The sequence below is a fragment of the Gilliamella sp. B3464 genome (assembly GCF_026536145.1).
GTDB lineage: Bacteria > Pseudomonadota > Gammaproteobacteria > Enterobacterales > Orbaceae > Gilliamella.
Genome location: NZ_JAFNOQ010000013.1, coordinates 31,600 through 55,381 on the forward strand (window position 1 = coordinate 31,600; position 23,782 = coordinate 55,381).

A 23,782-nucleotide genomic window follows, 5' to 3' on the forward strand; every position below is an offset into this window, starting at 1 on the left:
TGCTTGGGTTAACTATCTGTATATTATTTAATATGTTAAATATTGGGGAAATTTAATACCAGCTCTTTTACGCCGTTAATGATAAATTGGGTACCGACACAAACTAATAAAAATCCCATAATTCTAGAAGTTGCTTCAATACCACTTTTCCCCATAAATCGCATGATACTGCCAGCACTACGCATACAAAACCATAAAATAATACACAATAATAATGGCACCATTATTGAAGTGGTATAAACAACCCAAGTCGATACGTTGTAACCACCACCTTTAACCGTTGAAGCCATACTAATAATCATCGCAATCGTACCCGGACCAGCAGTACTGGGCATTGCTAATGGGACAAACGCGATATTATTTGACGTTTCTCGTTTTTTTGCATCGGCTTCTAACGTTTTATGAGATGGTTGCTGGGGGAATAGCATTCTAAAACCGATAATACCGACTATCATTCCACCTGCAATACGTAATCCAGGAATTGATATACCAAAAGTATTCATCACTAATTGCCCACCATAAAACGAGACAACCATGATAATAAACACGTAAATGCAAGTCATTTTAGACTGATAGTTACGCTCTTCATTGGTCATATCACCGGATAAACCTAATAGTAATACAACAGTCGTTAATGGATTAGTTAATGGTATGAAAAGAATTAGACCAAAGCCAATAGTTTGTATAAGTTCCAGCATATCAATTTCAAGACTTAATAAAAAACATTAAGATAAGTATAATTGAAATTGATTAGATATGATACATGGGCGTAATAAAACGCCCAAAAAATCATTTGGTTGATTAGAAAGGAATATCGTCATCAAAATCCATTGGTGGTTCAGGGGCTTTAGGTTGTGGTGCTGGCGCACTTTGAGCTGCTTGTCGGGTCGACGCTGGCGCTGACGAAAAATTATTTGCGCTTTGTCCCCAATTTTGTGAGCCATCATCAAAGCCTTCGTTACTCGCGCCACGCGATCCCAAAATTTGTAAGGTACCCCCCATAGTATTGATAACTACCTCAGTGGTATACCGATCTGTTCCCGATTGATCTTGCCATTTTCGAGTTTGCAATTGTCCTTCAAGATAAACTTGCGTTCCTTTTCTAATGTATTCGCCAGCAATTTCAGCTAATTTACCAAACACGACAACTCGATGCCATTCAGTGCGATCACGGTTTTCACCGGTTTGTTTATCCTTCCATGATTCTGATGTTGCAACACTAAAATTAGCGACAGCATTACCATTTGGCATGTAACGGACTTCAGGATCTTGTCCTAAATTACCAACTAAAATGACTTTGTTTATTCCTCGATTTGCCATTATAAACTCCTAAAAATTGCATAAAGATTTAATTTCGATATTGTAGCATGAGACAGAAGTAACATCACCGTATTTAATTTAATTATGCGAGCTATTATCCATTTTTAAACATTGAGAAAGATTTGTCTCACCATAGGAATTTCTTATTATAACAGGTATAATGCCACACATTTGTTGTGTAGTGTTCTAAACATATTTTTACTGGAGGCCTTATGATTAATGCGTTTGGACTAAAAAACAAACAGTTAGTGAAAATTAATGAAGGCGATATAAATAATGCGACTTGGGTTGATTTAATTGAGCCAGAAGAAGCCGATCGTGATTTTGTTTTAACCCATTTAGGACAAAACTTAGCAACGAGTATAGAGTTAGATGATATTGAGGCGTCAGCCCGTTTTTTTGAAGATAACGAAGGATTACATGTGCACTCGTTCTTTTTTTATGAAGATGCAGAAGATCGAGCAGGTAATTCTACTGTTGCATTTACAGTCCATAATGGACGTCTTTTTACCTTAAGAGAACGTGATCTTCCTGCGTTTCGTTTATATCGAATGCGGTCACGATATCAGAGCATGATAGACGGTAACCCTTGGGAAGTATTACTCGATCTATTTGAAGTTAAAGTTGAGCAGTTAGCCGATCAGATTGAAAATATCTATAGTGAATTAGAGGAGTTGAGTCTAATTATTATGGATCGCTCTTCACAAGAACATTATGATGAAGCGATTACCTCTTTAGCTGAGTTGGAAGATACCGCATGGAAGGTAAGACTTTGCTTAATGGATAGCCAAAGAGCGGTGAACTACTTAGTTCGACGAGCAAAAATGCCAGTTGATCAGTTAGAACAAGCACGTGAAGTTATTCGTGATATTGAGTCGCTTGTTCCACATAATGAATCCTTGTTCCAAAAAGTAAACTTTTTAATGCAAGCTGCAACTAGCTTTATTAATATAGAACAAAGCCGGATTATCAAGATTTTCTCAGTTGTATCTGTTGTATTTTTACCGCCAACGGTAGTTGCTTCGGCTTACGGAATGAACTTTGAAAACATGCCTGAATTAAAATGGGAATATGGTTATCCATTCTCATTAATATTAATGTTACTTGCTGGCGTTGCACCTTATATCTATTTTAAATTAAAAAAATGGTTATAGATAAAGCATATTGGATATAGTTGGTAATTATTAACTATATTGATTTATTCTCGAGTTATCGCCTTGATGTTAATCAAGGTGAACTAGTTATGCATATACTGATAGTAGAAAGTGTTCATTTTGATGCTTATTATCTATCATTACTGTTCAAACTGTTGGTATGCTTTGACTAAGTTTATGAGTAAAGATTATCAATTAATTTGAAATCAAATAGAGTAAAGGATCACAATTAGTTTATTAGTACTACTTGATAAATAGTATGACCAGTGTTAAACAAGAACGGTCATTTGTACAATGGCTACATTTGAATAACGCCGAATAAAGCGAAATTCAAACAGTTCTTGCTTACTTTTTTAGGTGTACAATAAAATTGCATCGGTAAGAAGCAGCGCATCTTAAAATAACGTTATGTTTCACGCCAAAAATCATTGCTAGCGGTGAGATTTTTAACTTATTTGACTTGCCTTGTAACGAGTAGCTCAAAAATGTTTTAAATACCGATGATTTTGTACGCAGCAATAGGATTTAAACACAATTTGTAATAGAAGGGAATAACATGAGTCAATATGCTTTAGTCACTGATATTGGTGGAACCAATGCCCGTTTTGCGTTGTACGATTTAACCACTAACAAATTATCTGCTATCACAAAAATTCTGATTTCAAAAGATGATGATCTATTAGTTTTGATTAAAAACTATCTTGCTAATCAATCAATCAGTGTCGATATGGCCTGTATTGCAATTGCTTGCCCTATTGATGATACAGATATGGTGAATATGACCAATAATAATTTGTCGTTTTCACGTTCAGCGTTGATTAAAGCATTAAACTTAAAACAACTTGAAGTAATTAATGATTTTACGGCTGTATCGACTTCTATTCCACAATTAACCGATAAAGATTTAGTAAAAATCGGCGGGGATGACGCCGATTTAAATTACCCAATTGCGATTTATGGTGCTGGAACTGGTCTTGGTGTGTCGCATTTAATAAAAGTTAATCAACATTGGATCAGCTTGTCTGGAGAAGGTGGGCATACTGAATTACCAATGACCAATGAGAAAGAAGATCGTCTTTTAGCTGAGTTACGCAAAAAGTTTGGACGCGTATCGTCTGAGCGTTTTTTATCTGGAAATGGTATTGTAAATATATACCAAGCATTATTAAACATTAATAATCAACCTATAGAAGAGATTACGCCAGATGTAATTGTCAAAAAAGCGTTGTCCAATAGTTGTCCACTTTGTTTAGAAACGCTAACCTATTTTTGTACTTTTATGGGACGATTTGGTGGCAATTTAGCATTAACACTGAACACACAAGGTGGCGTTTACATTGCTGGTGGCATCGTACCACGTTTTATCGAGTTTTTTAAATCTTCACCTTTTCGGCATGCTTTTGAAAACAAAGGACGAATGTCGTACTTGGTTAAAAAAATCCCTGTTTATGTCATTACTCATGAAGATCCCGGTCTATTAGGTGCAGGTGTTTATTTACAAAATAGTCTTAATAAAATGAAGGAGTAGGTTCATCGGTTATGATGTGGTGTTATATTTATCGAAGTCCAAAAAAAGAAAATTGTTATTTATATCTGGAAAAGGAGAATGATTTTTCTACTATTCCTGAAAAAGTAATGTCAATTTTTGGTTCACCTGTATTGGTGATGAAAGTATTATTAGACGGTAAACGCCGTTTTGTTGTTGGTACTTCGGATGAAATAGAAGAAAAAATAAAAGCAGATGGTTTTTTCTTACAAATGTTAAAAGAAGATGATTTTAAAGTATGACAGAGCGATTTTGGGAATCTAAAACCTTAGATCAATTAACTGATGCACAATGGGAACAGTTGTGTGACGGCTGTGGTCAGTGCTGTCTTAATAAGTTGATGGATGAGGACACCGAAGAAATCTTGTACACCAATGTTGCTTGTAACTTGCTTGATTCTAATACGTGTCGTTGTAAGCATTATCACAATCGTTTTAAATATGAGCCTGATTGTATTAAGTTAACGCGTGAAAATCTTCTTACGATTGAATGGTTACCGTTAACTTGTTCTTATCGTTACTTTTTACAAACAGGGCAGCTACCCGAATGGCATCCACTCATTACCGGTGATAAAAAGCTTATGCATAAGCTGAAAATATCAGTTAGAAAACGTATTGTGTATGAAAAAGATGTAATTTGTTGGGAAGATCATATTCTATAAAAGGGAGTATACTCCCTTTTTTAAAAGCTTTTATAATATTAGCCAAATACTCCCGACCATATCGATGGCAAATAAATTCAAGAACATTAGAATAAAAATAAAAATCATAAATGAAATATCAATCATGCCAATAGGGGGAACAATGCGTCGAATGGGTGCGATAAAGGGTTCAGTCAACTCTGCCAGTAGCTCATCAGCGACCGATTGTCCACGGCTTACCCAACTTAGGATAGCTCTAAATAACAGTAACCAAAATAATAAATGACCAAAGGCGTGTATCATAGCAGCAACGGCATATGCTAAATACTCAGGGCTCCAAACTGGCGCATTAATCATGGCAAAATGTAAAATAAAAATAATTTTAACTAGCGCGACCAGATAGAAAATTAACCAGGTTGCACTATCAACTCTTCCTATTGACGGAATTACTTTACGTAATGGTCCAATAATGGGTTGAGAAATGCGAACTATAAATTGAGTAAATGGATTATGAAAATTAACTCTTACACTCTGCATCCATAGACGTAAAATGATCACATACAGACAAACAGTTAAAACAGCTCTTCCCAAGAAGATCAGTGATATCATTTAACACTCCTAAAAATTTTATAAGTTTGCAATATATCATAAATACTGCCTTGCGCCAAAGATCGCCGAGCCAATTCTAACCATAGTACTGCCTGCAACGATTGCTGCTTGCATATCAGCAGACATGCCCATAGATAATGTATCAAGAAATGGATAATCTATTTGTAGTGATTTTAAAAGTTGTTGCATCTGCTTAAATACATCTAATTGCTTGTTAAAATCATTCTCGATTTCAGGAATAGCCATCAAACCACGTAAATTCAAATTGGGTAATGCTATAACTTGCTTAACTAAGTCAGCGACTTGATTGGGTGCAATACCAGACTTGCTCGCTTCTTGACTTATATTTACTTGAATTAATACATTAAGTTTATTCATATTGGCTGGCCTTTGCTCATTTAATCGCTGAGCGATTTTAAAACGATCAATTGTGTGCATCCAATCAAAATTTTCTGCCACTAATTTTGTTTTGTTTGATTGTAATGGGCCAATAAAATGCCAAATTAAAGGGGCATTGGGCATATTTTGTTTAAAAAATTGAATTTTTTCGACGCCTTCTTGAACATAGTTTTCGCCAAAGGCAAACTGACCTGCGCTAATAGCTTGTTCGATTAATGTCACAGGTTTTGTTTTACTGACGGCAATTAGTTCAATGCTATTGGGATCTCTTTCGCATTCTAACGCAATATTTTTAATTTTGTTTTTAATGGTGAGTATATTGTCATGTACTGTATTCATGTGAATCCCGAATCAAAGTTAGTTGGAATAATTGAATGTTAAATTCATTTTTGGCTCTTAGTGTAACGCAAAATGCCTCTGATTTGCACCTTTCAAGTGGTGAAGCTGCCTGTATTCGAATCAATGGGCAATTACAATTTTTATCAGAACACAGGTTATCACCAATAAGTTTAGAGACTGAACTATTATCATTATTAACTGGCGATCAAAAACAACAATTATATCAAAATAAGCAAATTGACTTCGCTTATCAGGTAAAGGACTTAGGCAGATTTAGAGTGAATATTTTTTATCAATATCGGGGAATCTCAGCCGTTTTTCGTATAATTAAACAACACATTCCGACCCTTGCCGAGATAAAGGCGCCTGAAATTTTTAAACAACTTATCAATTATGAAAGTGGCATTATTTTAATTACCGGTTCAACAGGGAGTGGTAAGTCAACCACACTAGCATCTTTAATTAATCACATTAATTTTAATCAATCAAAGCACATATTAACCTTAGAAGATCCGATTGAATTTATTTATCATAATCAAAAATCATTAATCCAACAAAGAGAGTTAACAAATTTGGATCAGACTGTTGATAGCCTCTTAAGGCAAGATCCTGACATAATATTGCTTGGGGAATTACGTAACAAAAAAGCTATCCAAACCGCATTAACAGTAGCTGAAACAGGACATTTAGTTTTTGCTACGTTGCATACAAATTCTGCTATTGAGACTATTAATCGTATTATTGATGTATTTGAAGACAGTTCACGAGATTTTATTCGTACTCAATTATCACATAGTTTAAAGGCAATAATAAGTCAGAAACTAGTCACCACCGAAAATGGACGTAAAGCTTTATTTGAAGTACTGATTAACAACCCTGCTGTCAGTAATTTAATCAAAGAAGGCAAAGTTAAACACATTTATTCTTTAATGCAAACTGGACAACAATATGGCATGCAAGTAGCGCCTACATATTAGCTATTATAACACGGTTAAATTCCATAAAATGATTTTGAGTAAACCACCTTATGAGTTTTTAGAGGATGATTTTTACTCTAAAATATAAATAACTCGGTGTTTTCCTATAGGTATCTTTATTCTTAACTAATCTTTACAAAAAATCCATTAAAAAACTATCTAACTATTTTTTAAACAGCTATAATTTTTCACCTATAGAAATAGGCTTATAAAATAAGCAAACAATCATAAAAAACAAAATAAAACAATATATTACTTGACGGACGGAACACAATGCTGTATCATTTTAGACACCAGACTGGCAAACCAATGTATTAAATTCATCAACTAACTCCATTCGACTATTTTTATATCTATTTTCGTTTATATTCTCGAAATTATCTACGAAGTTTTTTTCAAAGAAACAATTAGTATTGGCGTCGTCGTTGTTGTCGTACTCATTAGCACCACAGGCATTATCGGCTATTGCTGCCAATGCAATTCAAGGCACTGCTCCTTATTTAACATTCGATGGCGGAGCAACCCATGCGAACTCAGTTATTCCCTTATTATCAATAACATTACCAGGAAACAAAATTGTTAATGCATTAAATGATAGCTCTAGCATGGAAACACCAATCGTGTTAGATAAACTTTCTGCCACTTTTGCAGATATCAATACGTTAGTACCTTATGGGGATTATCCTGAGACATTGACAGATAAAGTTATTGATAATAACGATTATTGGAAGGATGATGATGGAGATATGTTCAATCGTGCCAATTCTAGTAAATTAAAAATTAAATGGAAAAATTTATATGGTCAAGATATTACTAATTATGTCAAGGACAACTTTGATAAAGCATTAGATGGGTGTGATGCACCTTATCAGTTGACTTTAGAAGTTGAAGATGTAAGCATTAAGACAAAATATGGTATTCCCTCTGAAAGTGATAGATTTATAGGAGACAGGCATACTTTCTACCTTTATCCTAAAATAGATAAACCACAATTTTGTTACTCTATTCCTGATTTAGAGTTTGATTTTTATTCAAATAATATGCCTTATGATGGGGCTATTTCATCTTTTAACGATTCGAATGGTGATTGGAATAAGTATAGAGGATTTTATACTTACAATCCTGCAAATCCTGGGGCAAACTTTCCAACAACAGGCTCTAATAATTTGTTTTTTTATTTGAGCATTGCAGGGATGAAAGCACAAGATATTGTAAATGCTAATGGTCGTACAATTTCGGCAGGAGGGGTAACATTAACGTTAAGTGCTGAAAATACGTTACCTACTGGATTAGTAAAAATCAACTTAACAGGTCCTAAAGAGAGTGCACCTAGTTCTTTTTGGCCTTCAACTTTTTATTTTCGCGATATGAACAATGATCCATTTTATAGCTTTAGGTTAGAGCGTTGGTATGTGGCTAAAAAAGGTGGAGCAGGAGGTTATCAGAATGCAGTAACGTTTTGTAATAATTTTAATGGTGGTGGATATCGTATAGGAAAAGTGCACGATTTTACAAATGCAAGAAATAGTAACGTCAATTGGCTAAATGGTATATCTGAATCATTTTATCTTGGAAAAATTAGTTATAAAACAGATGGTTATTGGATGGGAGGACTTTTTAGTGAATGGGGCCGTGTGACTCAAATTTACTATAAAGATAGTGATTGGGAATATTTTCGTGTTGGTGACCCTGCTTGGGGAGATTCGAGAGCAATTTATTGGACTTCAGATGATCAGTCACATTGGGGATATAATTATGTTGTAGAGGCTAATACTGGTGGTGTTGGTGATAGAGATCATTTAGATCAGGGCTATAGAGTTGCTTGTGTTGCACCCTAGTTTATTCCATCCTTTAAAACGTATTCATAACTATTTAAACAAAAATATTTAGTATTTTGTTTAAATAGTTGATTGAATTCTTTAGCTATAAAGTATTTAATTAACCATCGAAGTTTATGCCTATTTTTTATATATGTTATATTATTAAAAAGGTTTTTATACAAAAAATGTTCTATACTTGTGAGCTAGTATAGATACTAAAAGGTGATTAATAAATGGAACAAAAAATTGGATTTATCGGTTTAGGAAATATGGGGAATGCCATTTTACAAGGGATTTTATTAAGTAATATTGTTCCTGGATCTCAGCTTTATGTTTATGACCATCATCCAGAAAAAGGGCAACTCCTTAATCAAGAATATGCTGTTAATAATCTTAATTCTGAGCGTGAAGTTGCGCGTGAATCAGATATTGTTATTATTGCGGTTAAACCTAATGTCATTGTAGATGTATTGAACGATATTCAAAAAGAGTTAAAAAAGAATACAATTGTTATCTCAATTGCAGCCGGTGTAACTATTAAAACTATTGCTAAAAGCGTTGGTTATGAGCAAAAGATTATTCGAGTGATGCCAAATACGCCGGCATTAGTAAATGCGGCAATGTGCTCAATTACCCCTAACACTGAAGTGACAGACGATGAGTTAGCAATCGTGCAGTCGTTATTGAATTGTATTGGTGAAACCGAAGTTGTGCCTGAATATTTAATTGATGCGGTTGTTGGCGCTAGTGGATCTTCACCTGCATTTGTATTTATGTTTATTGAAGCGATTGCTGATGGCGCTGTTAAAGGTGGTTTGTCGAGAAAACAAGCTTATAAATTTGCAGCACAGACGGTGTTAGGATCGGCAAAACTGTTACTTAAAACCGGTAAACATCCAGGTGAATTAAAAGATATGGTTTGCTCGCCTGCTGGAACAACTATCGAAGGTGTACAAGTTCTTGAAGAAAAAGGGTTTCGAGCAGCAGTAATCGATGCCGTAGAAGCAACAATCAAAAAATCGAAAGATCTGTCCGAAAAATAAATTGTTAAGTGTGACATATTACTCTAATAGAAATTCATTTTGTATTCCTTCCTGTTAGAGTAATGAAATGTTAAAAGTAAAACATTTCTTGCATTCAATCGGAATTTATGCGTTAATAGTTACCAGCATATAACATGCAGATTTATTTTGTAACATTTAGATATTCGCAGTTTGTAGTTTACTTTATATCAGGGATTCGTATTAGTTTTCTTCAGTCTCCTCTTCTTAGTGTTAATAAGTAGTCTAGGTTTTATGTTTTAAAGATGGCCGTCATCGGCTAAGATTAATTTATTTATAGGAAGATTGTTATGTCTAAGAAAACTGGTCAAGTTAAATGGTTTAATGAAAGTAAAGGTTTTGGTTTTATTTCGCCTGCAGATGGCAGCAAAGATGTATTTGTACACTTTTCAGCGATTTCTGGTGATGGCTTTAAAACGCTAGCTGAAGGTCAACAAGTAGAATTTTCTATCCAAGATAGTCCTCGTGGTCCAGCTGCTGCTGACGTTATTCTAATTTAAATACCTCCCATCATATCCTATCCTATCTTATCAGCAACTATTTGCTGGTAAGATTACAAACAAAATAATTCTACATATACACTTTTAAAAAAAATCTTATAACATATCAATAGTAAAATAATATGAGGAAAAAATGAAAAAATTACTACTTACAATCTCATTACTGGGAATATCTTCTTTTGCCATGGCAGACCTATCAGCGTCTTGTAAAACTTATTTTGATAAAGTGGATAATTTAATTAAAGCCATTCCAGATAATGCAGCGACTAAACAACAAACGGATATGTTGAAACAAAATCTAGAATTGGGTAAAAAGCAAGTTATTGCAATGTCTCAAGCTGATCAAGAAAATGCTTGTAAGAAAGGATTAGAGGCATTAAAACAAGCAGAAGCAGCATTATCTTCTAAAAAATAATGCGCTAAAGTTGATTTATCGTTTATTACGATGTCGAAAATCCCAAGGGGCTATAGGATTTTTATCTTTCCAAAGCCCTTTTTTGTTTTGTTTAGCTTGCGTTTCTAATCTTACCATTTCTTGATTATTTGCTATCCCTTTATAACGGTAAGCCCAAGCATAGCCACTTTCAACCATCTTAGCATTGATATTTATCTTATTGGAAAATACAGTACCTAACGTTCGTTGATAGATATCTTTTTTACTCTCTTTTATAAAAACAGCTTTACCCGCAACAAGTGACGCTAAATATTTTCTCGACACATTGCCATAAGCTTGTTTTTTTTCGGGCGCATCGATATCTAACAATCTAACTCTTATTTTTTGTTTAGTGTTGGTTAATACATCAATTGTATCGCCATCAATCACTTTGACTACTTTGCCTGCAAAATCAGCATAAACAAAAGAACTGAATAAAAAAGAAAAAACAATAATAATAAAAAAACGTTTTAACAAAATCATATTTAAAAACTTAAAAAATAAACTTATTATGGCGATGACCAACAAATGATGAACTAGTTTATATTGTTATAAGGAATATCATTTGATCATAGGCACAATAGATAACTAGGTTGAGCTGCAATGACAAATAGCAAAAACATGTTGTTATTAATGATACTCAATCAACCACTGTTGTCTAATAAATCGTTATTTTAGCCTTACAACTAGTGCGTTATAAGGCTAAGTAACCTTTATTATGAATTAAAATTCGCTGGTATCTTTAAATAATCCAACTTTTAAATCAGTTGCTTCATAAATTAATTTACCATCAACATAAACTTCGCCATCTCCAATTCCCATAATTAATTTACGGTTAATGACGCGTTTAAAATGAATTTTATAAGTCACTTTTTTATTTTTTGGCAGGATCTGACCTTTTAATTTTAATTCGCCAACACCCAGTGCGCGTCCTTTACCTTTACCACCAATCCAACCAAGATAAAAGCCGACTAATTGCCATAATGCATCTAAGCCTAAACAACCAGGCATCACAGGATCGTTTTTAAAGTGACATTTAAAGAACCATAAATCAGGATTGATATCGAATTCTGCTTCAACATAACCTTTACTATAGTTACCGCCATCTTCATTCATTTCAATCACACGATCCATCATTAACATTAGATCAGAAGGTAAAGGAGGACCATCATGACCAAATAATTCACTATTGCCTGATTTAATCAAATCTGCTTTATCATACGAAGACTTACGTTCAAATGTCATAAAAAAACCTTTTATTTGTTGTTATTACTTCATGGTCAAAATAACGGTATTATTCATATCCATGTTATAAAAATAGATAGTGTTTAAACAGTATCAGTTTAACTCATTAATTAATGAGATTTTGCTTTAAAGTGTATTGGTTATTATTATTTTTTGCAATATTTTTGCCATCTACTCAACCAACTGTCGTGTTTTTTATCTTGCACTAACAGTGACTGCATGCGTGCCTGAATCAATTTGTATAAGCTAATACCATGCTCATCTTTATAGGGAATACCCGTTAGTAAATACAAGGCATCGGCAATATGCTCAACTGCCCAAATTGAAAATTTATTTTCTATCACTGCATTAATCACTTCATCGCTTAAACTCAAATGGCGTTGGTTACTGGCGGGAATAATGACTCCTTGTTGGCCAGTTAAGCCTTGATGCTGACAAACGGCAAAAAAACCTTCTATTTTTTCATTTACCCCACCAATTGACTGTACATGACCAAACTGATCAACCGAACCGGTAACAGCTAATTGTTGATCGATAGGTTGATTGGATAATGCACTAATGAGTGCACAAAATCCAGCCAGTGAAGCACTATCACCATCGATTTCACTATAAGATTGTTCAAACACTAAAGATGTTGAAAAAGGTAATTGATGATTTATCGCAAATTCTGACATCATAAATGCTTGCATTATCATCATTCCTTTAGAATGAATGTTACCTGCAAGGTCAGTTTTACGTTCAATATCAATCAATTCACCATCACCAAAATGAATAATGCAGCTTAAACGAGAGGGTTCCCCTATGGCTCTTGGATAACCCGGATATTCAATGACAGATAACCCATTTATTTGCCCAACAACCTGATCTTTGGTATTAATCATTATCTGGTTGGTAAATATTTCATCATAAAACCGCTCAGTTAAATAACTTTCGCGCCAAAGTTTTTGCTTGATTGACTTGATTATAGCTGACTCATCAATGACACTATTTTCCATATAATGGGCTGCATTAACTAATAGGGTGTAAACCCAATCAACTGCCATAGGAAGATAAAATTGATCACCGGTATAACGTGTTGCCTCTTTATATAACTTAGTGAATGCTGATTTATCAATATGTGGTAAGTTTTGATTCTCAGCTATAAATTCTAAGTAACTAAACCACTGTTCTATCTGTAAAGAGGCGTTAACGGCTAATTCGTTTTCAAACTCACTATAAATTGAAGTGGAGTAAAACTCGGGATCGAGATCTTGTAATTCGGTTAAGCTTAATCTATCACCGACTAAAATAATGCGTAAATCAAGAGGCATTTTTGGAATAGCAATAGGCAATGGGTGTAATTCATCGGCAGAAAACCATTCAAACTCTTGTTTTATCACCATCTGTTTTAATTTAAACCACATAGATGGTTGGGCAAGTAACGAGCGAAGTCCTAAAATCAAAAAACCACCATTGGCTTGATGAACTAATCCTGCTTGTAATTTGATAGGATCATTTTCCGGTTGTCGAACGCAGCCTAATAGCATTTCACTGTCGAAAGAGAGGGCTGTTAAACACGTATCTTGAACAGCAAAGTTATCTTGTTTACTTTTGGCCTTTGTTAGCGTGATTTTGTTATCATTGATATAATAACTAAAGCCTAAAATAGAAGTTGAAATACTAGGTTTGATTGCTTGTTTAAATAGACGAAAAAACAGTTCGCTTTCTGTCCCTTTTAGGAGCATAAACCGAGGGGTATAAGCTTGCTTTTGCTTTGGGCACAATAGTGAAAAGGCATCGGCAATTCGTGGTTGCCATGTCAATAAATTATTTACCTCTTTAGTGGCTAAATCAGTAGGTATTTTTTTGTTATTAACGATGATTTCGATTTGTTTTAAATCTGGTTGAAGCTGTTGTGCTTCGAGTTGTTTGATTGCCAAAATGAGTATCTTTTTTGTTAGCCAAATAAATCTATAAATTATAGCAAGTATCGATTGTAACGCCAACAAATTACCGAGATCTTTATGCTAACAAATAAAAAATTTACAGAAAGATTTTTCAAAATCAGGTAAACTATGCCGTAAATTAATAGTTACTAATCATTGTTATCATCATTGCCAACAATTAAATATGCTCAAACTTAAAAATAATCATTTTAAAGATGAACAAGTTTCACAAATTGTGAGCTGGGGACACTGGTTTACATTATTTAATATTTTTGTCGTAATTATTCTTGGTAGTCAATACTTGATGATTGCGGATTGGCCTCGCACATTTATGGGAAGATTTTATGCTATTATTAGTGCGATTGGGCATTTTAGTTTTTTGACTTTTATTGCTTACTTGATTTTACTTTTTCCATTAAGCTTTTTTATTTATTCATCAAGGTGGCAACGCATCATTGCAACAATTACAGCTACCTTAGGTATTACCTTACTTTTAATTGATATTGACGTTTTTTCGCATTTTCGAATGCATCTTAATTTATCGATTTGGCAATTGCTAACTACGCAAAAGGCTTCTTTTTTAAGTACTGCATTTATTCTTATTCCGTTTATCCTCTTTATTGAGATTTTATTTGCAATCTGGAGCTGGAAAAAGTTACGTAGCCTTACTAAACGTAAACGATTTGCAAAGCCAGTTGTCCTTATATTTATTCTTTGCTTTATTTCTTCCCATCTTATTCATATTTGGGCTGATGCTAATTTTTATCGACCAATAACCATGCAGCGTTCAAGCTTGCCGCTGTCTTATCCGCTTACCGCGAGGCATTTTCTTGAGCGTTATGGTTTTATTGAGCAAAATGATTATCGTAATCGGGTTATTCAAGAAGGTAATCCATTCGCACTTGCAATTGAGTATCCACTTGGGCGTATCACATTTGATACCGAACAACAGATGAAAAATGTGGTAATGATTGCTATAGATGGATGGAATTATGATTTGCTTGATGACACTATGCCTGCGTTAAATAAATTTGCGCATAACAGCCTCTTTTTTACTAATCATTATGGTGCAAGCAATCAGTCATATTTAAATGATTTTTCACTGTTTTATGGGTTAGATCCCAATTATTACAACAGTATTTTAGCCAGTCACAAAACTTCGGCTTTAATTGATGCAGTAATAAAACAACATTATAATTTAGGTTTATTTTCGGCCGATGGTTTTGCCGAACCTCTTTATCGTTATGCATTACTCTCTAATTTTACCTTACCTGAACCTAAAAAACAGACTAATCGACAAGTCACTGATAACTGGATGGCATGGCATGACAAACAAAACGAATTGGACAACCATGCACCTTTATTTTCTGTCATTCAATATTCACTGGGTTCTAAAAATAAAAACGTACCGATAACTGAATTAAAAACTGAGGCAAAAAAATTAGATCAGTATTTAGAATCGATAATTAGTTACTTAAAATTATCAAATTCATTTGATAATACGATTATTGTTATCACCGGATCGAATGACATTAAGATTAATGAAAATTTGAAAATTGCATTACGTGATAATACAAAGAGTTTTAGTCGGGAATCACTAAAAGTACCATTAATTATTTCTTGGCCAAATAAAGAGGCCAAACAAATAAGTGATGTAACTACGCAAACTGATATTTTAAGTACATTAATGCAAGAAGCATTCAATGTTACCACACCACCTCAACAATATAGTCAAGGTAAAAACTTATTTGATCAAAAATCTAGACAATGGATCATTGCTGGCAATGAAAGCGAAATAGCCGCGCTTTATAGTGATAAAACCGTTGTTCTTGATGAATTTGGGCGCTCAAAAATTTATGATTTAAACGATAAATTAGAAAAAGATCAGAAAATAAGCTTACCAATATTCTTACAAATTGTAACCGAGAATCGCCGGTTTATGGTTTTTGATGATTAAGAGTAAAAAAAGGGTGAAGATTACTTCACCTCTTTCCCCATTGCTTGTAAATCGGCATGATAAGATGAACGAACGAATGGACCACACGCCGCATGGGTAAATCCCATATTTAATGCGATTTGTTTTAACTCATCAAATTCTTCCGGTGGCACATAACGCTCAACCGGTAGATGATATTTGCTTGGTTGTAGATATTGACCTAACGTTAGCATAGTTACGCCATGGGTACGAAGGTCTTTTAATACTTGAATCAGTTCTTCATTAGTTTCACCAAGTCCTACCATTAAGCCAGATTTTGTGGGTATTTCAGGATGTCTTTCTTTAAAAGCGGCTAATAATTTTAGTGAACCTTGATAACTGGCACCAGGACGAATTTTTTTATAAAGGCGTGGAATATTTTCTAAATTATGATTAAACACATCTGGTGGATTTTCACTTAACACCTTAACCGCTTCATCAATGCAACCACGAAAATCTGGGGTCAAAGTTTCAACTTTAATATTAGGGCTTAATGCTCTAATTTCTTTGGTACACGAAGCAAAATGGCTCGCGCCGCCATCTTTAAGATCATCACGATCTACCGAGGTAATTACTACATAACGCAGTCTCATTTCTTGTATAGTTTTAGCTAATTTTATGGGTTCTTCACGATCTGGCGGTAAAGGTCGTCCGTGTGCAACGTCGCAAAATGGGCAACGACGAGTACAAATATCGCCTAAAATCATAAAAGTCGCCGTTCCATGATTAAAGCACTCAGCTAAGTTAGGACAAGAAGCCTCTTCACAAACTGAATGTAAACCGTGTTTGCGCATGGTATTTTTAATATGCGAAATGTTATCAGAATGAACTGGTAATTTGATTTTCATCCATTCCGGTTTTTTTAGTGGCGCAGCGTCTTGTATTGTAATAGTTGGGATTAATCGTGTTTTATCAGCATCACGATATTTTGAGCTTCTGATTATTGTTTCATTATTTTGCATAATTTATATCTTATTAGTTTGTTAACTGCTTGATGAAATTATTGGTTAACAATTGTTTTATTTTTTTACGATCAATTGGCGAGACATATTCTTTTAATTGTGTCATTTGTAATCCGGCATAACCACAAGGATTGATATTTTTAAACGGTCCAAGGTCCATATCAATATTTAATGCAAGCCCATGTAATGTGCAACCTCTTTTAATATGTAACCCGAGTGAACAGATTTTCTTGTTATTGATATACACGCCCGGCGCATCGGCTTTAGCGTAAGCTATAATACCATAGTGTTGCAAAGTATCGATGACACTCTTTTCCAAATAACTGACAATATCACGAATGCCGATCTTACGTCGTTTCAAATCAAATAATATATACATAATCTGCTGACCAGGTGCGTGATAGGTAATTTGTCCGCCGCGATCAGTTTGTACAATCGGAATATCTGTTTTGCATAACAAATGTTCTGGCTTACCAACTTTTCCTTGTGTAAAAACAGGGTAGTGCTCAACTAACCAAATTTCATCCAATGTTTGTTCATTGCGATTAAGCGTAAATTCATGCATGGCTTGATAAGTTTGCAGGTAGGGCTGTATATCTAAATCCTGAATAATAATATCTTCTGCTTTCATCTTCACTGTAGCGTTTATCTGCCATTTTTATCAAAATCTTACATCTATATATCAGATTTTACTATAACTTGACAATACATAGCTAATCACGGTATAACCAATCCCATTAATTCAGATAAATTAATTTTTATTAAATTTGATTTATATCAATTGATTATGGGTTTATTTAAATTAATAATTGAAATGGTTGATTAATTTGATAGGAATTAACATTCTTTTCTAAACTATGGTTTGCTTTACTTTTTCTTTGAAAATGGCAGACTTATACTAAATAAGCTCCGTAATGCAGAGTAGAAGGTTATAAGTTAGTTATGGCTTAAGTTATAGCTAAGGATAGCAAAAGCTGCATTTTTTTTAACAAAAAAGAGGTTTTTATATGTCGGACATGCAAGTGAATGATATCGATCCTATTGAAACACAAGATTGGCTAAAAAGTCTTGATTCAATTATTCGTGAAGAAGGCATCGAACGTGCACAATATATTATTGAACAAATAGTCAATAAAGCCAAAGATGGTGGTGTTCCTTTACTTTTTGGTTCTTCAACCAGTAATTATATCAATACCATCCCTGTAGAAGAGGAGCCAGCATATCCGGGGGATTGGGAAATTGAAAGACGCATTCGTTCAATTGTTCGTTGGAATGCTATTATGATGGTACTTAGAGCATCTAAAAAGGATTTAGAGCTTGGCGGTCATATGGCATCATTTCAGTCTGCTGCTACATTTTATGAAGTTTGTTTTAACCACTTTTTCCGTGCCAGAAATGAGAAAGATGGTGGTGACTTAATTTATTTCCAAGGTCATATCTCACCGGGAATTTATTCACGTGCATTTATTGAAGGTCGTTTGACTGAAGAACAATTAGATAATTTCCGTCAAGAAGTTCATGGTAAAGGTCTATCATCTTATCCTCATCCAAAATTAATGCCTGAATTCTGGCAATTCCCAACTGTTTCTATGGGATTAGGTCCGGTTAGTGCGATTTTCCAAGCTCGATTCTTAAAATACCTAAACCATCGTGGGCTTAAAGATACCTCAGAACAAACTGTCTATGCATTTTTAGGTGATGGTGAAATGGATGAGCCAGAATCAAAAGGGGCAATCACAGTTGCAACCCGTGAAAAACTAGACAATTTAGTTTTTGTTATCAACTGTAATTTACAACGCTTAGATGGCCCTGTTACTGGTAATGGTAAAATTATCAATGAACTCGAAGGTGTATTTGCTGGTGCGGGTTGGAATGTTATTAAAGTGCTTTGGGGTGATCGTTGGGATAAATTATTACAAAAAGATAAATCAGGTAAATTAATCCGTCTAATGAACGAAACACTTGATGGTGATTACCAAACATTAAAATCTAAAGATGGTGCTTATGTTCGTGAACACTTCTTTGGTAAATACCCTGAAACCGCAGCCTTAGTTAAAGATATGTCTGATGAAGAGATCTTTAGATTAAATCGAGGTGGTCAAGATCCATCTAAAATGTTTGCTGCATTTATGCGAGCAAAACAGACTAAAGATCGACCAACTGTAATTTTAGCTCATACTATTAAAGGTTATGGTATGGGTGAAGCGGCTGAAGCGAAAAATATTGCTCACCAAGTTAAAAAAATGAATATGGATGGTGTTCGTCATGTTCGTGATTTCTTTAATATTCCTGTGACTGACGATGCACTTGAAAAATTACCTTATATTAAATTTGAAGAACATACACCTGAATACAAATATATCCATGAACGTCGTAATGCGCTGCATGGCTATGTTCCGTCAAGATTAACTAAGTTCTCTGGAACAGTTTCTATTCCACCATTAAGTGAGTTTGCGCCATTACTTGAAGCACAAACTAAAGAAATTTCAACAACAATTGCGTTTGTTCGTGCTCTTAACATCATGCTTAAGGACAAAGAGTTAGCACCACGTTTAGTGCCAATTCTCGCTGATGAAGCACGTACTTTTGGTATGGAAGGCTTATTCCGTCAAATTGGTATCTATAATCCACATGGACAACAATATACCCCACAAGATAGAGAACAAGTCGCTTACTATCGTGAAGATGAAAAAGGTCAGATTTTACAAGAAGGAATCAATGAATGTGGTGCGACAGCTTCTTGGATTGCTGCTGCAACTTCATATAGTACTAATGATTTCCCAATGATTCCATTCTATATTTATTACTCAATGTTTGGTTTCCAACGCATTGGTGATTTAATGTGGGCAGCTGGCGATCAACAAGCTCGCGGATTTATGATCGGTGGTACATCTGGACGCACAACCCTAAATGGGGAAGGCTTACAACACCAAGATGGTCATAGCCATATTCAAGCTTTAACTATCCCGAATTGTATCTCTTATGATCCTGCATATGCTTATGAAGTCGCTGTTATAATGCAAGATGGCTTACGTCGTATGTATGGCGAACAAGAAAATGTTTACTACTACATCACAACTCTTAACGAAAATTATGCGCAACCAGCGATGCCAGAAGGTGCAGAAGAGGGGATCCGTCGAGGTATTTATAAACTTGATACCGTTGCAGGTCAAGCAGGTAAACCAACTGTTCAGTTATTAGGTTCAGGCTCTATATTACGCCATGTTCGTGATGCTGCTGCTATCCTAGCGAAAGATTATGGGGTTAACTCAGAAGTTTACAGTGTAACATCTTTTACCGAGCTTGCTCGTGATGGACAAGATTGTGAACGTTACAATATGTTACATCCAAGTGAAACACCAAAAGTGCCTTATGTTGCACAGGTGATGAATAATAATCCAGCGGTTGTGTCAACTGACTATATGAAACTGTTTGCTGAACAAATCCGCGGTTTTGTTCCTGCCGAAAGCTACCGAGTATTAGGTACTGATGGCTTTGGTCGCAGTGATAGTCGAGAAAACTTGCGCCATCATTTTGAGGTAGATGCATCTTATGTTGTTGTTGCTGCATTGGGTGAACTTGCTAAACGTGGTGATATTCAAGCTAGTGTGGTTGAAGAAGCCATCAAAAAATTTGAAATCAACCCAGATAAACTCAACCCACGTATTGCATAAGAGGTAAAAAGAATGAGTATAGAAATAAAATTACCCGACATTGGTGGTGATGAAGTTGAAGTAACCGAAATTTTGGTCAAAGTCGGTGATAAAGTTGCTGTTGACGATAATATTATGACTGTTGAAGGTGATAAAGCGTCAATGGAAATTCCTGCACCACAAGCAGGCGTTGTAAAATCTATCATTGTGAAAGTTGGTGACAAAGTAAAAACTGGCGTTGCAATTATGGAATTTGATGAAGATGGTGCAAGTGCACCAGCTACCAAAGAAGAGCCAAAATCAGCGCCTGCTGCACCTGCTGCTCCAGCCGCAAGTCAAATTGTTGATGTCAATGTACCTGATATTGGTGGTGATGAAGTTGAAGTCACTGAAATTTCGGTTAAAGTTGGTGATAGCGTAGCAATCGATGATAACATCATCACTGTTGAAGGCGATAAAGCATCAATGGAAGTGCCTGCAACCGTTGCTGGTGTTGTTAAAAACATTGTTGTTAAAGTTGGCGATAAAGTTAAAACTGGTTCTAAAATAATGGAATTTGAAACGGCAGCATCGACTGCACCAGCGAAAGCTGAAAGTTCAGCGCCAGTATCAACACCAGCTCAAGTAGCTCCGGCGCCTGCAACAGTAGCTGAGCCGGCTAAGGCATCAGCTCCAGCAACCACGGGCAATGATTTTGTTGAAAATGATGCTTATGCACATGCAACACCATCGGTTCGTCGTTTAGCTCGCGAATTTGGCGTTAATCTTGCTAAAGTGACACCAACAGGTCCTAAACATCGTATTTTACGTGAAGATATTCAAGCTTATGTTAAAAATGCGGTTAAACAAGTTGAAAGTGGCAATGCAGGTGGTGCATTACCTGGCTTACTACCATGGCCAAAAGTTGATTTCAGTAAATTTGGTGAAGTAGAATCATTACCATTAACTAAGATTCAAAAAGTATCAGGTGCTAATTTACATCGCAACTGGGTCATGATTCCGCATGTTACTGAATTTGATGAAACAGATATTACTGATCTAGAAGCATTTCGTAAGCAACAAAATGCTGAAGCTGATAAGAAAAAACTTGATCTTAAGATCACACCACTTGTATTTATTATGAAGGCGGTAGCAAGTGCGTTAACGGCTTACCCACGCTTTAACAGTTCATTATCTGAAGATGCACAAACCTTAATCATTAAAAAATACATTAATATTGGGGTAGCGGTTGATACGCCAAATGGTTTAGTAGTGCCGGTATTTAAAGATGTGAATAAAAAAGGTATTGTTGAACTTTCACGTGAACTGGCTGAAATTTCTAAAAAAGCGCGTGACGGTAAATTAACAGGTTCAGACATGCAAGGTGGTTGTTTTACTATTTCTAGCCTAGGTGGAATTGGTACCACTTCATTTACTCCAATTGTAAATGCGCCTGAAGTCGGAATTTTAGGGGTATCACGCTCTACTATGAAACCTGTTTGGAATGGTAAAGAGTTTACACCACGCTTAATGTTACCATTGTCATTATCATTTGATCACCGTGTGATTGATGGTGCTGACGGTGCACGCTTCTTAAGCCATATTGTTAACGTATTATCCGACTTACGTCGTTTAGTGATGTAGTGGAGGAAAATAGATTATGAGTCAAGAAGTTAAAACACAACTTGTAGTTTTAGGTGCAGGGCCAGCGGGATATTCCGCTGCGTTCCGCGCAGCCGATCTTGGTTTAGATGTCACCTTAGTTGAACGTTACTCAACGCTAGGTGGGGTGTGTCTGAACGTCGGTTGTATTCCTTCCAAAGCATTACTGCATGTTGCTAAAGTAATGGATGAAGCCAAATCATTAACTGAGCATGGTATTCATTTTGGTACCCCAAAACTTGAATTAGATAAAGTACGCGGTTGGAAAGAGAAAGTCATTAATCAGCTCACTAATGGATTAGCGGGTATGGCTAAAATGCGTAAAGTGAACGTAATTCAAGGTGAAGCGCAATTTACTGGCAGTCATACTATGGATGTGACATCGTCAAAAGGCATTACCAAAATTACCTTTGATAATGCGATTATTGCTGCTGGTTCTCGCCCAATTACATTACCATTCATTCCTCATGAAGATCCGCGTATTTGGGATTCAACCGATGCATTAGCATTAACCACCATTCCTAAAAAATTATTATTAATGGGTGGGGGAATTATTGGACTCGAAATGGGTACTGTTTATCATGCCCTAGGTTCAGAAGTGGATGTGGTTGAAATGTTTGACCAAGTGATTCCTGCGGCTGATAAGGATGTCGTTAAAGTCTTCACTAAACAAATTCAGAAGAAGTTTACCCTAAGACTGGAAACTAAAGTCACTACCGTTGAAGCAAAACATGATGCCATTTATGTCACCATGGAGAAAAAAGACGGAACGACCGAAACGCATACCTATGATGCTGTGTTAGTCGCAATTGGACGTACACCAAATGGTAAACTAATTGGCGCTGAAAAAGCTGGCGTAAATGTTACCGATCGTGGCTTTATCGAAGTTGACAAACAAATGCGCACTAATGTACCGCATATTTATGCGATAGGTGACGTAGTGGGTCAACCAATGCTTGCGCATAAAGGTGTGCATGAAGGGCATGTTGCTGCTGAAGTAATTGCCGGTAAAAAACACTTCTTCGATCCAAAAACTATTCCTTCAATTGCATACACTGAACCTGAAGTAGCTTGGGTTGGTTTAACTGAAAAAGAAGCCAAAGCTAAAGGTATTGATTACGAAGTAGCAATCTTCCCATGGTCAGCATCAGGACGCGCGATTGCTTCTGATTGTTCAGAGGGTATGACAAAACTGATCTTCAATAAAGCTGATAATCGCTTACTTGGTGGAGCGGTTGTCGGTGTGAATGGTGGAGAGTTGCTAGGTGAAATCACTTTAGCTGTTGAAATGGGATGTGATGCAGAAGATATTGCATTAACTATTCATGCTCATCCGACATTACATGAATCGATCGGTTTAGCGTCCGAAATTTATGAAGGATCGGTAACCGATCTACCGAATGTAAAAGCGAAGAAAAAATAGTTAAAACAGACTTTTTAACTGTATATAAAATGCCATTAGCATTAAAAATGCTAATGGCATTTTTATTTCGATTAGCAATCCCTTTTCAACTCCAATAACAAACGCATTATTTAACTTTTTATTTATTGGTTTGATTTAAATTCAGGACTTTATATCTCAA

22 protein-coding genes are annotated in these 23,782 nt (G+C 35.3%); 13 read left to right on the forward strand and 9 right to left on the reverse strand.

The genetic code is table 11. The annotated features are described in order from the left end of the window. Positions 1-35: 35 nt before the first annotated feature. Complete coding sequence (locus J3U57_RS11760) at positions 36-698, reverse strand: MarC family NAAT transporter (RefSeq protein ID WP_267332493.1); 663 nt, start codon at positions 696-698, stop codon at positions 36-38. 103 nt (positions 699-801) lie between these two features. Continuing rightward, positions 802-1,320 carry a single-stranded DNA-binding protein gene (locus J3U57_RS11765; protein WP_267332494.1) on the reverse strand — a complete coding sequence of 173 codons (519 nt, stop codon included), beginning with the start codon at positions 1,318-1,320 and terminating at the stop codon, positions 802-804. A gap of 212 nt (positions 1,321-1,532) precedes the next feature. On the opposite strand from J3U57_RS11765, the gene corA reads away from it, so the two are divergent. The 4 genes from corA (at position 1,533) to J3U57_RS11785 (ending at position 4,681) form a co-directional block, all read left to right on the forward strand. Next, complete coding sequence (gene corA / locus J3U57_RS11770) at positions 1,533-2,474, forward strand: magnesium/cobalt transporter CorA (RefSeq protein ID WP_065634831.1); 942 nt, start codon at positions 1,533-1,535, stop codon at positions 2,472-2,474. A 556-nt stretch (positions 2,475-3,030) separates the two neighbouring features. Next, the gene (locus J3U57_RS11775; protein ID WP_267332495.1) at positions 3,031-4,002 is read left to right on the forward strand and encodes a glucokinase; all 972 of its coding nucleotides are present in this window, start codon (positions 3,031-3,033) and stop codon (positions 4,000-4,002) included. Between the two features lie 11 nt (positions 4,003-4,013). Next, complete coding sequence (locus tag J3U57_RS11780; protein WP_081297552.1) at positions 4,014-4,262, forward strand: YcgL domain-containing protein; 249 nt, start codon at positions 4,014-4,016, stop codon at positions 4,260-4,262. After that, a complete protein-coding gene (locus tag J3U57_RS11785) occupies positions 4,259-4,681 on the forward strand; it encodes a YcgN family cysteine cluster protein (protein ID WP_267332496.1) in 423 nt (140 codons plus the stop codon). The genes J3U57_RS11780 and J3U57_RS11785 overlap by 4 nt, the downstream gene beginning before the upstream one ends. A 30-nt stretch (positions 4,682-4,711) precedes the next feature. On the opposite strand, the gene J3U57_RS11790 is transcribed toward J3U57_RS11785, so the two are convergent. After that, positions 4,712-5,269: a YggT family protein gene (locus J3U57_RS11790; protein ID WP_267332497.1), complete on the reverse strand. Its 558-nt coding sequence runs from the start codon at positions 5,267-5,269 to the stop codon at positions 4,712-4,714. Between the two features lie 36 nt (positions 5,270-5,305). Then, positions 5,306-6,007 (reverse strand): YggS family pyridoxal phosphate-dependent enzyme, encoded by a 702-nt coding sequence (locus J3U57_RS11795; RefSeq protein WP_267344858.1) that lies wholly within the window; start codon positions 6,005-6,007, stop codon positions 5,306-5,308. Between the two features lie 35 nt (positions 6,008-6,042). On the opposite strand from J3U57_RS11795, the gene J3U57_RS11800 reads away from it, so the two are divergent. From J3U57_RS11800 to J3U57_RS11820, 5 genes are all read left to right on the forward strand, one after another. Next, positions 6,043-6,984 (forward strand): type IV pilus twitching motility protein PilT, encoded by a 942-nt coding sequence (locus J3U57_RS11800; protein WP_267344859.1) that lies wholly within the window; start codon positions 6,043-6,045, stop codon positions 6,982-6,984. Between the two features lie 428 nt (positions 6,985-7,412). Further along, on the forward strand, positions 7,413-8,822 hold the full coding sequence (locus J3U57_RS11805; protein WP_267344860.1) for a hypothetical protein: 1,410 nt from the start codon (positions 7,413-7,415) through the stop codon (positions 8,820-8,822). A 215-nt stretch (positions 8,823-9,037) separates the two neighbouring features. Then, complete coding sequence (gene proC, locus J3U57_RS11810) at positions 9,038-9,847, forward strand: pyrroline-5-carboxylate reductase (RefSeq protein WP_267332501.1); 810 nt, start codon at positions 9,038-9,040, stop codon at positions 9,845-9,847. Positions 9,848-10,155: 308 nt separating this feature from the next. After that, positions 10,156-10,365: a cold shock domain-containing protein gene (locus J3U57_RS11815; protein ID WP_267332502.1), complete on the forward strand. Its 210-nt coding sequence runs from the start codon at positions 10,156-10,158 to the stop codon at positions 10,363-10,365. 133 nt (positions 10,366-10,498) lie between these two features. Next, complete coding sequence (locus J3U57_RS11820; protein ID WP_267344861.1) at positions 10,499-10,780, forward strand: DUF5339 domain-containing protein; 282 nt, start codon at positions 10,499-10,501, stop codon at positions 10,778-10,780. 15 nt (positions 10,781-10,795) lie between these two features. Here the strand turns inward: J3U57_RS11820 and J3U57_RS11825 are convergent, their stop codons facing one another. The 3 genes from J3U57_RS11825 to J3U57_RS11835 all read right to left on the reverse strand — a co-directional run bounded on the left by J3U57_RS11825 (position 10,796) and on the right by J3U57_RS11835 (position 13,767). Continuing rightward, positions 10,796-11,281: a thermonuclease family protein gene (locus J3U57_RS11825; RefSeq protein WP_267332504.1), complete on the reverse strand. Its 486-nt coding sequence runs from the start codon at positions 11,279-11,281 to the stop codon at positions 10,796-10,798. A 240-nt stretch (positions 11,282-11,521) separates the two neighbouring features. Continuing rightward, the gene (gene fabA / locus J3U57_RS11830) at positions 11,522-12,043 is read right to left on the reverse strand and encodes a bifunctional 3-hydroxydecanoyl-ACP dehydratase/trans-2-decenoyl-ACP isomerase (protein ID WP_065634819.1); all 522 of its coding nucleotides are present in this window, start codon (positions 12,041-12,043) and stop codon (positions 11,522-11,524) included. A 146-nt stretch (positions 12,044-12,189) separates the two neighbouring features. Beyond that, positions 12,190-13,767, reverse strand: a complete 1,578-nt coding sequence (locus J3U57_RS11835) for an AAA family ATPase (protein WP_416379535.1) — start codon at positions 13,765-13,767, stop codon at positions 12,190-12,192. A gap of 385 nt (positions 13,768-14,152) precedes the next feature. Here J3U57_RS11835 and J3U57_RS11840 point away from each other — a divergent pair, with 385 nt between their 5' ends. After that, positions 14,153-15,925, forward strand: a complete 1,773-nt coding sequence (locus J3U57_RS11840) for a DUF3413 domain-containing protein (protein ID WP_267332506.1) — start codon at positions 14,153-14,155, stop codon at positions 15,923-15,925. Between the two features lie 20 nt (positions 15,926-15,945). On the opposite strand, the gene lipA is transcribed toward J3U57_RS11840, so the two are convergent. After that, positions 15,946-16,905, reverse strand: coding sequence for a lipoyl synthase (lipA, locus tag J3U57_RS11845; RefSeq protein ID WP_267332507.1), 960 nt, complete (start codon positions 16,903-16,905; stop codon positions 15,946-15,948). A 13-nt stretch (positions 16,906-16,918) separates the two neighbouring features. After that, positions 16,919-17,536, reverse strand: a complete 618-nt coding sequence (gene lipB / locus J3U57_RS11850; RefSeq protein ID WP_267332508.1) for a lipoyl(octanoyl) transferase LipB — start codon at positions 17,534-17,536, stop codon at positions 16,919-16,921. 376 nt (positions 17,537-17,912) lie between these two features. On the opposite strand from lipB, the gene aceE reads away from it, so the two are divergent. Genes aceE through lpdA form a run of 3 tightly spaced genes read left to right on the forward strand, consistent with a single transcriptional unit; the run spans position 17,913 to position 23,622 of the window. After that, on the forward strand, positions 17,913-20,579 hold the full coding sequence (gene aceE, locus J3U57_RS11855) for a pyruvate dehydrogenase (acetyl-transferring), homodimeric type (protein WP_267332509.1): 2,667 nt from the start codon (positions 17,913-17,915) through the stop codon (positions 20,577-20,579). Positions 20,580-20,591: 12 nt separating this feature from the next. Further along, positions 20,592-22,181: a pyruvate dehydrogenase complex dihydrolipoyllysine-residue acetyltransferase gene (gene aceF / locus J3U57_RS11860; RefSeq protein WP_416379684.1), complete on the forward strand. Its 1,590-nt coding sequence runs from the start codon at positions 20,592-20,594 to the stop codon at positions 22,179-22,181. A 16-nt stretch (positions 22,182-22,197) separates the two neighbouring features. Continuing rightward, entirely contained in the window at positions 22,198-23,622 is a 1,425-nt protein-coding gene (lpdA, locus tag J3U57_RS11865; protein ID WP_267332510.1) for a dihydrolipoyl dehydrogenase, read from the forward strand. Positions 23,623-23,782 lie beyond the last annotated feature (160 nt).

Bases quoted from the DNA above. Each gene is read 5' to 3' on its own strand.
- J3U57_RS11760 (WP_267332493.1), bottom strand. From the start codon at position 698: ATGCTGGAACTTATACAAACTATTGGCTTTGGTCTAATTCTTTTCATA.
- J3U57_RS11765 (WP_267332494.1), bottom strand. From the start codon at position 1,320: ATGGCAAATCGAGGAATAAACAAAGTCATTTTAGTTGGTAATTTAGGA.
- corA (WP_065634831.1), top strand. From the start codon at position 1,533: ATGATTAATGCGTTTGGACTAAAAAACAAACAGTTAGTGAAAATTAAT.
- J3U57_RS11775 (WP_267332495.1), top strand. From the start codon at position 3,031: ATGAGTCAATATGCTTTAGTCACTGATATTGGTGGAACCAATGCCCGT.
- J3U57_RS11780 (WP_081297552.1), top strand. From the start codon at position 4,014: ATGATGTGGTGTTATATTTATCGAAGTCCAAAAAAAGAAAATTGTTAT.
- J3U57_RS11785 (WP_267332496.1), top strand. From the start codon at position 4,259: ATGACAGAGCGATTTTGGGAATCTAAAACCTTAGATCAATTAACTGAT.
- J3U57_RS11790 (WP_267332497.1), bottom strand. From the start codon at position 5,269: ATGATATCACTGATCTTCTTGGGAAGAGCTGTTTTAACTGTTTGTCTG.
- J3U57_RS11795 (WP_267344858.1), bottom strand. From the start codon at position 6,007: ATGAATACAGTACATGACAATATACTCACCATTAAAAACAAAATTAAA.
- J3U57_RS11800 (WP_267344859.1), top strand. From the start codon at position 6,043: ATGTTAAATTCATTTTTGGCTCTTAGTGTAACGCAAAATGCCTCTGAT.
- proC (WP_267332501.1), top strand. From the start codon at position 9,038: ATGGAACAAAAAATTGGATTTATCGGTTTAGGAAATATGGGGAATGCC.
- J3U57_RS11815 (WP_267332502.1), top strand. From the start codon at position 10,156: ATGTCTAAGAAAACTGGTCAAGTTAAATGGTTTAATGAAAGTAAAGGT.
- J3U57_RS11820 (WP_267344861.1), top strand. From the start codon at position 10,499: ATGAAAAAATTACTACTTACAATCTCATTACTGGGAATATCTTCTTTT.
- J3U57_RS11825 (WP_267332504.1), bottom strand. From the start codon at position 11,281: ATGATTTTGTTAAAACGTTTTTTTATTATTATTGTTTTTTCTTTTTTA.
- fabA (WP_065634819.1), bottom strand. From the start codon at position 12,043: ATGACATTTGAACGTAAGTCTTCGTATGATAAAGCAGATTTGATTAAA.
- J3U57_RS11835 (WP_416379535.1), bottom strand. From the start codon at position 13,767: ATGCTCCTAAAAGGGACAGAAAGCGAACTGTTTTTTCGTCTATTTAAA.
- J3U57_RS11840 (WP_267332506.1), top strand. From the start codon at position 14,153: ATGCTCAAACTTAAAAATAATCATTTTAAAGATGAACAAGTTTCACAA.
- lipA (WP_267332507.1), bottom strand. From the start codon at position 16,905: ATGCAAAATAATGAAACAATAATCAGAAGCTCAAAATATCGTGATGCT.
- lipB (WP_267332508.1), bottom strand. From the start codon at position 17,536: ATGAAAGCAGAAGATATTATTATTCAGGATTTAGATATACAGCCCTAC.
- aceE (WP_267332509.1), top strand. From the start codon at position 17,913: ATGTCGGACATGCAAGTGAATGATATCGATCCTATTGAAACACAAGAT.
- aceF (WP_416379684.1), top strand. From the start codon at position 20,592: ATGAGTATAGAAATAAAATTACCCGACATTGGTGGTGATGAAGTTGAA.
- lpdA (WP_267332510.1), top strand. From the start codon at position 22,198: ATGAGTCAAGAAGTTAAAACACAACTTGTAGTTTTAGGTGCAGGGCCA.